This window comes from Ferrimonas futtsuensis DSM 18154, from assembly GCF_000422645.1.
GTDB classification, from domain to species: Bacteria; Pseudomonadota; Gammaproteobacteria; order Enterobacterales; family Shewanellaceae; genus Ferrimonas; species Ferrimonas futtsuensis.
Genome location: NZ_AUGL01000027.1, coordinates 37,751 through 49,633 on the forward strand (window position 1 = coordinate 37,751; position 11,883 = coordinate 49,633).

The following is an 11,883-nucleotide window of genomic DNA, read 5'->3' on the forward strand; positions in this document are numbered from 1 at the left end:
ATGAAGCTGAAGCTGATCGCCGTCGGCACCAAGATGCCCGACTGGGTTCAGAAGGGGTTCGCCGAGTATCAGCGGCGCTTCCCCCGGGATCTGCCTCTGGAGCTGATTGAGATCCCCGCGGGTAAGCGCGGCAAAAATGCGGACATCCCTCGCATCCTGGAGAAGGAGGGCGAGGCGATGTTGGCAGTCTGTCAGGGGTGTCGTATCGTCACCCTGGATATCCCCGGCAAGCCGTGGGACACCCCCCAGCTGGCCCAGCAACTGGAGCGCTGGCAGATGGACGGGCGGGATGTCGCCATCCTTATCGGGGGTCCTGAAGGGCTGGCACCCGCCTGTAAGGCCGCGGCGGAACAGAGCTGGTCCCTCTCCAATCTGACCTTGCCTCACCCCCTGGTTCGGGTAATCATGGCGGAGAGCCTGTACCGGGCCTGGAGCATCAACAACAACCACCCGTATCACAGAGAGTAAATGCGTTTTTATCAGCGTACCAAGATCCGCGACGATGCCGCCGAGGCCGCCCTGTTCCGCAGACGGGCCGTGGTCTCACTCTTTGGCGTTCTGGCGCTGATCGGCATACTGCTGAGCAATCTCTACGTCATTCAAGTGGTCGACCACAGCGAATACCAGACCCGCTCCAATGACAACCGTATTCGGGTGGTGCCCGTGGCCCCCAACCGCGGACTCATCTATGACCGCCATGGGGTACTTCTGGCAGAAAATCAGCCGGTCTACTCCCTGGAGGTGATCCCTGAACAGGCGAAGCACCTGGAGCAGAGCCTCACCGAACTGGCCCAGTTCTTCGCCATCCCAGAGAGTGACCAGCAGGAGTTCCTCGAGCGGGTGAAAGCCCGCCGCAGCTTCAAGTCCACCACTTTGCTCAGCAAGCTCAGTGAAGATCAGGTGGCCAAATTCAGCGTCAACCAACACCGCTTCCCCGGATTTCAGATCGTCGCCGGACTGAAGCGAAACTACCCCTTTAAAGACAGCCTGACCCACGCCCTGGGCTATGTGGCCCGCATCAACAGCAATGACGTGGCCAACCTGGAAGCGGAGGGCAAAGCCGCCCTCTATGCCGCCACCAAAGACATCGGCAAACTGGGGGTGGAGCGTTTCTACGAGCAGGAGCTCCATGGAGTGCCGGGCCTTCAGGAAGTGGAGGTCAACAGCCGGGGACGGGTGGTGCGCACCCTGGACACCACCGCACCCAGGGCGGGGGATGACCTCTACCTCAGCCTGGACCTGTCACTGCAACAGAAGGCTCAGGAGCTGCTGAAAGATCACCGGGGCGCCCTGGTGGCCATCGATCCCAGGGATGGCGGCATCCTGGCCATGGTCTCCAACCCCAGCTACGATCCCAACCTGTTTGTTCACGGCATCAGTGGCAAGGATTACCGCAGTCTGCTCAATGACCGCTCCCGACCGCTGATCAACCGGGCAACCCAGGGGCAGTACGCCCCCGCCTCCACCGTCAAGCCGATGCTGGCGCTGGTAGGGCTGGAGGAGGGCAAGATCACCGTGAAAACCCGCATCTGGGATCCAGGCTGGTGGCAGATCCCCGGCGTGGAGCGCAAGTACCGCAACTGGAAGCGCTGGGGTCACGGCTGGGTGGACGTCTACGACGCGCTGATCAAATCCAATGACACCTTCTTCTACCAGTTGGCCTACGACATGGGCATCGACACCATCAGCCGCTATATGCTGGATTTTGGCTTCGGCCAGTATTCTGGTGTCGACCTCAAGGAGGAGTCCGCCGGCATCATGCCTTCACGGGATTGGAAGCAGGTGCGCTACAAGGAACCCTGGTACATCGGTGACACCATCTCCGTAGGCATCGGTCAGGGTTACTGGACCACCACGCCCCTGCAACTGACCGAAGCACTGACGGTACTGATCAACAGAGGCCGGCATTTCACCCCCCACCTGCTGCGCGCCAAGGGACAGGAGGGGCAGATGGCACTGACCGAGCCCTCGGAACGCCGCCCCCTGGTCCTGAAGAACGACAACGCCTGGGAGATCGTCCACGACGCCATGGTGAAAACCGCCGAGGGGCGCTTCGCCGACGCCTCCTACACCGCCGCCATCAAGACCGGTACCGCCCAGGTGTTTGGCCTGGCAGAGGATGCCAAGTACGAGAAGGACAAGATCGCCGAACACTTGCGGGATAACGCCCTGATCGTCGGCTATGCCCCGGCTGACAACCCCACCATTGCCCTTACCGTGGTGCTGGAGAACGCCGGTTGGGGTGGCGCTAACGCCGGCCCCATCGCCCGGGCACTGCTGGATCACTACCTGGAACCCAAGCCTGACTCAACCAGCCAGGAGGTCGCCAAGACCAATGAACACTAGAGTACGCAAAGGCCCCAACCTCTGGGTGCGGCTGCATATCGACCTGCCTCTGCTTCTTGGCATCCTCACCCTGATGGGCTTTGGCCTGATGGTGCTTTACGCCGCCAGTGGCCAGAGTCCATTGATGCTGGAGAAGCAACTGGTGCGCATCGGCCTGTCCCTGACCGTGATGTTCGCCATTGCCCAGATCAATCCCGAGGTGTTTCGCCGCTGGGCCCTGCCCATCTTTCTGGTGGGGATCGCCCTGCTGGTGGCGGTGGAGCTCTTTGGTGAGGTCAACAAAGGCGCGCAGCGCTGGCTCAACCTGGGCTTTATGGAGTTTCAGCCATCGGAACTGATGAAGCTGGCCTTCCCCATCACCATGGCCTGGTACATCAGCCGCTACCCCCTGCCACCGAAAAAGCGCTACCTGGCAGGCGGTGCCGCCATCTTGCTGGTGCCGACCCTGCTGATTGCCTCCCAGCCTGATCTGGGCACCTCCATTCTGGTGGCCGCCTCCGGCGTGTTCGTGCTGTTCCTGGCCGGCATGAGCTGGGCCGTAGTGGCAGGCTGCGTCTTGAGTGTGCTGGCCTTCCTGCCGGTGCTGTGGTTCTACCTGATGAAGGACTATCAACGCACCCGGGTTCTGACCCTGCTGGATCCGGAGAAAGATCCCCTGGGTGCGGGCTACCACATCATCCAATCCAAGATCGCCATCGGCTCCGGTGGACTCTCCGGCAAGGGCTGGCTGGGGGGCACACAATCCCAGTTACAATTTCTTCCCGAGCGCCACACCGACTTCATCTTCGCGGTGTTGGGGGAGGAGTTTGGCCTGATCGGCGCCCTGGTGCTGCTGGCCATCTACCTGTTTATCGTCGGTCGCGGCCTGGTGATCGCCTCCAGAGCCCAGACCCCCTTTGCCCGCCTGCTTGGCGGCAGCATCATCCTGACCTTCTTTGTCTATGTGTTTGTCAACATCGGCATGGTCTCCGGCATCCTGCCTGTGGTCGGCGTTCCCCTGCCCCTGGTCTCCTATGGCGGCACATCCATGCTGACATTGATGGCGGGATTTGGCATGCTCATGGCTATTCATACCCACAGACGCTTTAACAGCAGATAGCCGGGAAGCTAATAATGACCAAATGGTTACTCCTTTCGGCACTGGGTCTCTCCAGTGCCGCCTTCGCCATGACGCCTCAGCAGCAGTTTGTCCAGGAGTGGACCGCCAAAGGCCTGGAGCGCAGCTACATCGAACAGGCCCTGGAGCAGGCCAGCAAGAATCAGAAGGTGCTGGATGCCATCTCCACCCCCTGGGAAGCCAAACCCTGGTATCAGTACCGTCAGCTGTTCCTGACTCAAGAGCGGGTCGAGGATGGCATCGCCTTCTGGCAGGAGCATAAAGAGACCCTTGAGCGGGCCGAAGCCCAGTTTGGCGTGGATGCCTCGATGATCGTCGCCATCATCGGCATCGAAACCCGCTATGGCCGCCACACCGGTACTTATCCGGTATTGGATGCCCTCTATACCCTGGGGTTCTACTATCCCAAGCGCGCCAAGTTCTTCGCTTCCGAGCTGGGCCACTACCTGACCCTGGCCCAGCAGGAGGGCTGGACTCTGGGTGACACCAAGGGCTCCTACGCCGGTGCCATGGGCTGGGGCCAGTTTATCCCTTCCAGTTACCTGGCCTACTCGGTAGATTTCGACGGCGACGGCAAACGGGATCTGTTGAACAACCCGGTGGACGCCATCGGCAGCGTGGCCAACTACTTTGCCGAGCACAAGTGGTCCCACCAAGCTCCGGCCGCCGCCGCCATCGATGCCCCCACCAATGAGCCTGCCAAGGCGCTGATGTGGAACGGCAAGCCCCTGACCGCCACCGTGGGTCAGCTCAAAGCCAGTGGCGCCCGGGTTCAGGGGGCGAATGCGGACAAGGCGGCGCTGCTGGCACTCCAGAGCAATGAAACCGACACTCAGTACTATCAGGTGTTCCCGAACTTCTACACCATCACCCGGTACAACCGCAGCCCGCTCTATGCCATGGCGGCGGTCGAGTTTGCCAAGAGGCTTCAGGATGCCTATGACCAACCTTAAGCTCGCCCTTGCCGGACTTTTGACCCTGGGGCTGCTGGCCGGGTGCAGCAACGGCCGCTACCACATGTCCCAGGACAGGGCCCCGAGCAACGCCCCGGATGTGAGCCAGCTGGAGCAGCCCAAACCCAGGTATGAGCCCCCCAGTAAGCAGGGCAACAAAGACTACATGGTGTTTGGCCGCAACTACCAGGTGAAGAAAAGTGCCTCAGGCTACGTTGAGGAGGGCACCGCCTCCTGGTACGGCGCCAAATTCCATGGCCACCTCACCTCCAATGGCGAAACCTACGACATGTACGGCTTCAGTGCCGCCCATAAGAGTTTGCCTCTGCCCACCTATTTGCGGGTTACCAATCTGGATAATGGACAGAGTGTGGTGGTGCGGGCCAACGACCGTGGCCCCTTCCACGGCAACCGGTTGATCGATCTTTCCTACGCCGCCGCCTTCCATCTCGGCATGCTGAAGCAGGGAACGGCCAAGGTGCGCATAGAGGCCCTGGCCACCGAACCCAACCCCGCGCCCCTGCTACCTCAAGCCCAAGTGAGCCAGTACCTGCAGTTGACCGCCTCCTCCAACGAACAGGCGCTGCAACAGTTGGCCGTTCAGTTGGAGCAGACTTATGGCGTCGGCAGCCGCCTGCTGAGGCAGGGTGGATTGTACAAGCTGCAGCTCGGGCCCATCGAGGATCCCTTCCGCAGCCGGGAGATGCTGGACACCATAAAGGCCGCTGGCTACCCGGGTGCCTTTACGGTTTATGAAAGTTCGGGTGCGCCGGAAACTTTTGTCCGGTAAAGGGAACCAAGTGATATACTCCCCTTTCGGTGTTAAGGACACACGACTAACATCAAACGCACAGGATTCCAGTCTAGTCATTATGAAAAATCTGAAGCACTCGCTTTTGGGCCTGTCAGGCCTGCTGTTTGCCGCCTCCGCCACCGCCATTCCAGCCGTGGTGCCCAATCCCCCGTCGGTAAACGCCACCTCCTATGTATTGATGGACTTTCAGACCGGGCAGATCCTGGCTGAAGAGAACGCTTACGACCGTCGGGCGCCTGCCAGCCTGACCAAGATGATGACCTCTTATGTACTGGGCCAGGAGTTGGCCCAGGGCAACGTCAAACTCACAGACAAGGTCAAGATCAGCAAGAACGCCTGGTCCAAGAACTTCCCCGATTCCTCCAAGATGTTCATCGAAGTGGGCAAAGAGGTCCTGCTGGAGGATCTGAACCGGGGCATGGTGATCCAGTCCGGTAACGACGCCTGTGTCGCCATCGCCGAGCACGTCGCCGGCAGCCAGGGCGCCTTCACCGACCTGATGAATGCCTGGAGCACCCAGCTGGGGATGATGGATACCCATTTCGCCAACGCCCACGGCCTGGATAACGACGAACACTACACCACCGCCTACGACATGGCGCTGCTGGGACAGTCGCTGATTCGGGATGTGCCGGAAGAGTATGCCCTGTACGCGGAGAAGGAGTTCACCTTCAACAAGATCCGTCAGCATAACCGTAACGGCCTGCTGTGGGATCGCAGCCTGGGTGTGGACGGCATCAAGACCGGCCACACCAGCAACGCCGGCTACAGCCTGGTGGCTTCTGCCAAGCGCGGCGACATGCGCCTGGTAAGCGTGGTAATGGGCGCCAAGAGTGCCTCCTCCCGCGAAGCCGAGAGTAAGAAGCTGCTGAACTACGGCTTCCGCTTCTTCGAAACCATTACCCCTTACAAGGCCGGTGACCAGTTTGTCAGCCACAAGATCTGGTACGGCAGCCAGCCCGAAGTAAGCTTGGGCGTGCTGGAAGACACCCCGGTGACCATCTACCGTGGTCAAGCGGAAAAGCTGGAAGCCAACTTCGAGCTGACCGAAGAGCTGAAGGCGCCCCTGTCCAAAGGCCAGGTTGTGGGCAAGCTCTACTTCCAGCTGGACGGCAAGGATATCGCCGAATACAAGCTGGTGGCGCTGCAGGATATCGAAGAGGGCTCCTGGTTCTCCAAGCTTGTCGACTACATCAAGCTGCTGGTGATGAGCTGGTTTAATTAAGGTTCCCCCCTTAGCCGGAGCAACCAACCCAGTGAAGGCCTGCAACAGCAGGCCTTTTTCGTTGGCGGCGATTGAAATTTGATACACTAACCCCCATAACGGCTGCAGCCGAACCAATCCTGTTGGAGTAATCATGGATACCAAATTTGACGAGCTTCTGGAGTTCCCCTGCCGTTTTCCGTTTAAGGTAATCGGTCACGCCGATGAGTCCCTGCCTGACAAGGTGGTGGCGGTGATTCAGACACACGCACCGGGAGACTACCAACCCGCTGTGCGCCCCAGCAGCAAAGGAAGCTACCACTCGGTGACCATCAACATCACCGCCACCAGTAAGGAGCAGCTGGAAACTCTGTATACCGAACTTGGCGCAATCGACGGCGTAATCCGGGTTCTATAATGTGATCCATCTGGCATTTATGCCTTGTGCAGGTATAATGCGGCCTATCTCTTCCCACAAGGCGTGATAAAGGATTGGTCGCAAAAACTCTTATCGTGCGTCGCCTGGGGCTACAGCCCTATGAGCCCGTCTGGCAGGCGATGCAGCACTTCACCGACACCCGAACTCAGGACGATGCCGACGAGCTTTGGCTGCTGGAACACGCCCCGGTTTTTACCCAGGGTCAGGCAGGCAAGGAGGAGCACCTGCTCAATACCGGCGACATTCCTGTGGTTCAGGTGGACAGAGGCGGTCAGGTGACCTATCACGGCCCGGGACAGCTGGTGGCCTACCCACTGCTGAACATCAAACGATTGGGCATTGGGGTTCGCCAGCTGGTGACTCACATCGAAGAGAGCCTGATTGAACTGCTGGCTCCCTACGACATCACCGCCTATGCCAAGGCAGACGCCCCCGGTGTCTATGTGGACGATCGCAAAGTGGCCTCCCTGGGCCTGAGAATTCGAAAGGGGTGCTCATTCCATGGGCTGGCCCTGAACGTCGACATGGACATCAGCCCCTTTATGAGAATCAACCCCTGCGGTTACGCAGGGATGGAGATGGTCCAGACCTCCCACCTGGGTGGCCCCAAGAACGTCTCCGCAGCCGCCGATGAGCTGGCACAGATATTCTATAACAAACTGGGATACACCCAGTTGACCCTGAGTGAAGGATTGCCCCATGAGTGAACGCCCACAGCGGCTGGTTCCCGGCGTCAAACTGCGTGATGCCGAGAAGGTCGCCCGCATCCCCGTGAAAGTGGTACCCACAGATCGGCAGGAGATGCTCCGCAAGCCCGACTGGCTGAGGGTCAAGCTGCCCGCTTCCAGTCAGAAGATCGACGAAGTTAAAAGCGCCATGCGCAAGCACGGCCTGCACTCGGTCTGTGAAGAGGCCTCCTGCCCCAACCTGTCCGAGTGTTTCAACCACGGTACTGCCACGTTTATGATTCTGGGGGCAATCTGCACCCGCCGCTGCCCCTTCTGCGACGTGGCCCATGGCCGTCCGCTCAAGCCGGATCCGGAAGAGCCACTCAAGCTGGCCAGAACCATTCGTGACATGAAGCTCAAGTATGTGGTGATCACCTCGGTGGATCGGGATGATCTGCGTGATGGCGGCGCTCAGCACTTTGCCGACTGCGTTCGCGAAATCCGCGCCCTGTCGCCTCACATCAAGATCGAGATCCTGGTACCCGATTTCCGCGGGCGCATCGACCGCGCTCTGGAGATCCTGGCCACCGAGCCACCGGATGTGTTCAACCACAACCTGGAAACTGCACCCCGCCTCTATCGTAAGGCTCGCCCGGGTGCCAGCTATCAGTGGTCGCTGGATCTGTTGAAGAAGTTCAAAGAGATCCACCCTGACGTGCCCACCAAGTCCGGACTGATGATGGGGCTGGGTGAGACCAACGAAGAGATTCAGGAAGTGTTGCGGGACCTGCGTGCTCACAATGTTGAGATGCTGACTCTGGGGCAATACCTGCAACCGAGCAGGCACCACCTGGCCGTAGAGCGCTACGTGCCGCCCGCGGAGTTTGACGCACTGAGAGACTACTCGCTCGAGCTGGGCTTCACCCAGTCCGCCTGCGGCCCGCTGGTCAGGTCCAGCTATCACGCCGACCTTCAGGCCCAGGGCAAAGAGGTGAAATAGAAAAAAGGAGCCGTCGGGCTCCTTTTTTTATTGGTGCGAGATTACTCGTCCAGGGTCAGTTTCATGATCACCGCGTCTTCTCGGCCGCTCTCCCCCTGGTAATAGCCTTTACGGACAGCCAGAGGCTCAAAGCCTATTTGCCGGTACAGGCCCAGGGCGGGCGTGTTGCCAGCCCTGACCTCAAGAAAGCAGCATTCCGCCCGCTCACTCCTGAGCTGCTGCAGACAGCGATGCAGCAGGTGCCTGCCCAGCCCCTGCCCCCTGAGCTCCGGCAGTATGCAGATATTCATCAGGGTCGCCTCGCCCACCACAGTCTGGGTAATGTAATAGCCCACAACTCGGCCTCCCCAGAGCAGTGCCTCGCCCCGATAGCCGCTGCCGATGCAGCTCTCCAGTGTAGCCCTGCTCCAGGGAAAGGAGTGACACAGCTGCTCGATGGCAAACAGTTCATCCAGCTCAACCGACGCCATAGCTACAAACCGATGACTCACGCCACCTTCCTCAGCACCGACCAGAGACGGCGCTTGCCCTCTGAAGACCCGAGTTCCTCTGCTGTCAGGGCAAGATGCACCTCTCCACCCTGGCGCACCTCAAGATTGCGTCCATCGCCGCACTGGACCCGGCACTCTCCCAAGTCCAGTTCCCGCAGCGCCAGTCTGATATCCTCATCCAGAGCCTCACAGAGCCCCGGAAGAGTGATGGTCAACTCAGGATGCTGCGGTACACCTTCAGAGCCAGCAGAATCGCTTTTTGAGCCCTCTGAGTACTCTTCCCGGAGCGTCCACTGAGAAAACCCCAGGGTTGCCAGATAGCGCGCCCTTTGCCCGGTATCGTCCTGCATCACTCCACTCCCTCATACCTTGCCATCAGGATCGCGTCCTCCACCTGACCATTGCGAAAAGCAAACCCCTTCATCCGTCCCTCCTCGCAAAAACCAAGATTGCGATACAGGGCAACCGCCCCCTCGTTGGACGCAAACACTTCAAGCTCGATGCGGCTGATCCCCAGCCAGTTGTCACAAGTATCGATTAACTCTCGAAGTAGGCCGGATGCCACCCCCTGCCTCCTGTGTTCCGAGTGAACCACCACGCCAAGGCTGGCAGCATGACGGCGCCTCGGTTCGGACCCGAAGGTAATCAGGCAAGCATGGCCCAACACCTTTTGCTGGCGAACCGCGACCAGACATTGAAGGTCATGCCCCATCTGCTGAAGCCTTGCCCGCCATTCATCTTCTGACATAAACGGCGTATGCAAAGAGTTCTCGACGCAACTGCGCTGGCGATAAATCTCCGCCACGGCAGCCAGGTCACTTGCCACCATAGGGCGTATGGAAACGGAAGACATCAACAAACTGTCCAATGGATTTGATGGCTCAGTGTATACCAGCCGGAAACAGCGTGGGAGGGTAAACGCAAAACGGCCCGCAGATTTCTCTGCGGGCCGTCTGGAATGTGGCAGGGGTGGCAGGACTCGAACCCGCAACCATCGGTTTTGGAGACCGCTGTTCTACCAATTGGAACTACACCCCTAGCGAACGAGGTGAATTATACGTCCCCAGGTTGAAAGGTAAAGACCTTTTTCATTGAAAAATAGCCGACTGACCAACTAACCAGCAATGACCGTCAATTTTAGACAGTTTTATCCTCTTGCCACTTCAGAGCAGTGCTTCTGCAGAGAATCACCATCAATTTCTGAACCATAGGAATCTTCGAGTACGGCGACCAGTTGCCGACCCAGGTTACCGGAACGCCAGTTCTCACGCTCATTAAAGCCTTCGGTACCATTCTCAGGAGTCTTATCAAATTCGTTCATACTCTACCTCATTCCGTTGTCTGTTCTGGGATACTGCGAGTCAGTGAGTGAAGGTATATCACTTCCTCTCAGCTTAGACTATTTGACCAAAGTCTAACTCCGCCCCTACCTCTGTTTGAACCCGGTCACTGAGCAAAGTTCAGCCTGTCAGAAATTGGCAAACACATAGCTCAGAAGCTATTGATAAAGCAAAATTTATTTTGATCATGTCGCCTGCGAGCAGTTCGTTAAAGTAGGTGTGATTGGAATAGCACAGATCGATAGGGAATAGGATTCGGGCAGGTGCAGCAAGATAACCATCGATTTCAATCATCCTCGATTAACACTCCATCGATTAACAGCCACAGGCTCCTGGGTTCTTCTGAACAACCACAGTGTACTTGGCTCAGTAAGTGATCCCTTCCTTGCTCAAACCATCATCATTCCCGCTGCCCAACCAAGACCAGGCGGTCCGTCATGCCGGCGAACGCCGGTATCCAGAGTCTGCGGTTTTGTAGGCTAACGTAGGAAAGCCACTGGACCCTGGCCTGCGCCAGGGAGACGATTGTGCATGTGGGTTGGGGAGTGCTTTGTTGCTGTATCAGGGGGTATTGGCTAGCGAAGTCCTTCTTCGCCTTGGCACCTAGAGTCTAAGTCCTCCTGTCAGAGCAGCTGGCACACGGGGTGCCAAATCCAACCTAATGCTGCTTCCCCTAGCACCGTCATGCCGGCGAAGGCCGGTATCCAGAGTCTTTGATTTTAAAGGGGCAAAGCAAAGCCACTGGACCCTGGCCTGCGCCAGGGAGACGATTGTGCGTGTGTTGAGGGGAGTGCTTCGTCGCCCTTATCGAGCAACCAGGAAGCACTAAACAGCAGAAACGAAAAAAGCCCGTAGCGTTAGCTACGGGCTTTCTCGTATTTGGTGCCTGACGATGACCTACTCTCACACGGACTCTCTCCAACACCGCCACACCACCATCGGCGCTACTGTGTTTCACTGCTGGGCGCCGGCGGCGGGAATGAGCGCATGGGATCAGGGGCCTGATCTCATGCGTGCTTTAGGACCTAAAACGAAAAAAGCCCAACCTTGCGGTTGGGCTTCTCTCTGAATAAGTGCCTGACGATGACCAAGTCTCACACGGACTCTCTCCAACACCGCCACACCACCATCGCGCCGATGGTAGCTGAAAATGAAAAAGCCCGTTGCGTGAGCAACGGGCTTTCTCGTATTTGGTGCCTGACGATGACCTACTCTCACATGGGAACTCCCACACTACCATCGGCGCTACTGTGTTTCACTTCTGAGTTCGGCATGGGATCAGGTGGGACCACAGCGCTATGGTCGTCAGACGAATTTGGAACAATTCGCACAAGCTGTTTTCTCGTTTGCATTTTCGCAAGCGCTTTTCTATCTGGGATTTCAAAACCCATTGGGTGTTGTATGGTTAAGCCTCACGGGTCATTAGTACAGGTTAGCTCAACGCCTCACAACGCTTACACACCCTGCCTATCAACGTCCTAGTCTTGGACGGCCCTTTAGAGACCTTAAAG

Annotated in this window: 13 protein-coding genes, 1 tRNA gene and 2 rRNA genes; 9 read left to right on the forward strand and 7 right to left on the reverse strand. The window is 58.4% G+C overall.

The features are described 5' to 3' along the window. From rlmH to lipA, 9 genes are all read left to right on the forward strand, one after another. Positions 1 to 468 (forward strand): 23S rRNA (pseudouridine(1915)-N(3))-methyltransferase RlmH, encoded by a 468-nt coding sequence (gene rlmH, locus G505_RS0116035; RefSeq protein ID WP_028110476.1) that lies wholly within the window; start codon positions 1 to 3, stop codon positions 466 to 468. Continuing rightward, positions 469 to 2,346: a penicillin-binding protein 2 gene (gene mrdA, locus G505_RS21800; protein ID WP_051216332.1), complete on the forward strand. Its 1,878-nt coding sequence runs from the start codon at positions 469 to 471 to the stop codon at positions 2,344 to 2,346. Then, the gene (gene rodA, locus G505_RS0116045; RefSeq protein ID WP_028110477.1) at positions 2,336 to 3,445 is read left to right on the forward strand and encodes a rod shape-determining protein RodA; all 1,110 of its coding nucleotides are present in this window, start codon (positions 2,336 to 2,338) and stop codon (positions 3,443 to 3,445) included. Before mrdA ends, rodA begins: the two co-directional genes overlap by 11 nt. Positions 3,446 to 3,459: 14 nt before the next feature. Beyond that, entirely contained in the window at positions 3,460 to 4,416 is a 957-nt protein-coding gene (mltB, locus tag G505_RS0116050; RefSeq protein WP_035385492.1) for a lytic murein transglycosylase B, read from the forward strand. Beyond that, complete coding sequence (locus tag G505_RS0116055; RefSeq protein ID WP_245568393.1) at positions 4,403 to 5,206, forward strand: septal ring lytic transglycosylase RlpA family protein; 804 nt, start codon at positions 4,403 to 4,405, stop codon at positions 5,204 to 5,206. The genes mltB and G505_RS0116055 overlap by 14 nt, the downstream gene beginning before the upstream one ends. Before the next feature lie 82 nt (positions 5,207 to 5,288). After that, a complete protein-coding gene (locus tag G505_RS0116060; RefSeq protein WP_028110480.1) occupies positions 5,289 to 6,455 on the forward strand; it encodes a serine hydrolase in 1,167 nt (388 codons plus the stop codon). A 130-nt stretch (positions 6,456 to 6,585) separates the two neighbouring features. Further along, positions 6,586 to 6,852, forward strand: coding sequence for a DUF493 family protein YbeD (gene ybeD / locus G505_RS0116065; RefSeq protein ID WP_028110481.1), 267 nt, complete (start codon positions 6,586 to 6,588; stop codon positions 6,850 to 6,852). 74 nt (positions 6,853 to 6,926) lie between these two features. Beyond that, on the forward strand, positions 6,927 to 7,580 hold the full coding sequence (lipB, locus tag G505_RS0116070) for a lipoyl(octanoyl) transferase LipB (protein WP_028110482.1): 654 nt from the start codon (positions 6,927 to 6,929) through the stop codon (positions 7,578 to 7,580). Then, on the forward strand, positions 7,573 to 8,541 hold the full coding sequence (gene lipA, locus G505_RS0116075; RefSeq protein WP_028110483.1) for a lipoyl synthase: 969 nt from the start codon (positions 7,573 to 7,575) through the stop codon (positions 8,539 to 8,541). Before lipB ends, lipA begins: the two co-directional genes overlap by 8 nt. A 41-nt stretch (positions 8,542 to 8,582) precedes the next feature. Here the strand turns inward: lipA and rimI are convergent, their stop codons facing one another. The 7 genes from rimI to G505_RS0116110 all read right to left on the reverse strand — a co-directional run. Continuing rightward, positions 8,583 to 9,032, reverse strand: a complete 450-nt coding sequence (gene rimI, locus G505_RS0116080; RefSeq protein ID WP_157509252.1) for a ribosomal protein S18-alanine N-acetyltransferase — start codon at positions 9,030 to 9,032, stop codon at positions 8,583 to 8,585. Then, complete coding sequence (locus tag G505_RS0116085) at positions 9,029 to 9,382, reverse strand: hypothetical protein (RefSeq protein ID WP_028110485.1); 354 nt, start codon at positions 9,380 to 9,382, stop codon at positions 9,029 to 9,031. The genes rimI and G505_RS0116085 overlap by 4 nt, the downstream gene beginning before the upstream one ends. Further along, positions 9,382 to 9,885 carry a GNAT family N-acetyltransferase gene (locus G505_RS0116090; protein WP_028110486.1) on the reverse strand — a complete coding sequence of 168 codons (504 nt, stop codon included), beginning with the start codon at positions 9,883 to 9,885 and terminating at the stop codon, positions 9,382 to 9,384. Before G505_RS0116090 ends, G505_RS0116085 begins: the two co-directional genes overlap by 1 nt. A gap of 108 nt (positions 9,886 to 9,993) precedes the next feature. Then, a tRNA-Trp gene (locus tag G505_RS0116095) sits at positions 9,994 to 10,070 on the reverse strand. A gap of 109 nt (positions 10,071 to 10,179) precedes the next feature. Then, positions 10,180 to 10,353 (reverse strand): hypothetical protein, encoded by a 174-nt coding sequence (locus tag G505_RS23095; protein WP_157509253.1) that lies wholly within the window; start codon positions 10,351 to 10,353, stop codon positions 10,180 to 10,182. Positions 10,354 to 11,567: 1,214 nt separating this feature from the next. Beyond that, positions 11,568 to 11,682 (reverse strand): 5S ribosomal RNA (rrf, locus tag G505_RS0116105). A gap of 91 nt (positions 11,683 to 11,773) precedes the next feature. Then, positions 11,774 to 11,883, reverse strand: a 23S ribosomal RNA gene (locus G505_RS0116110); the annotation flags it as partial.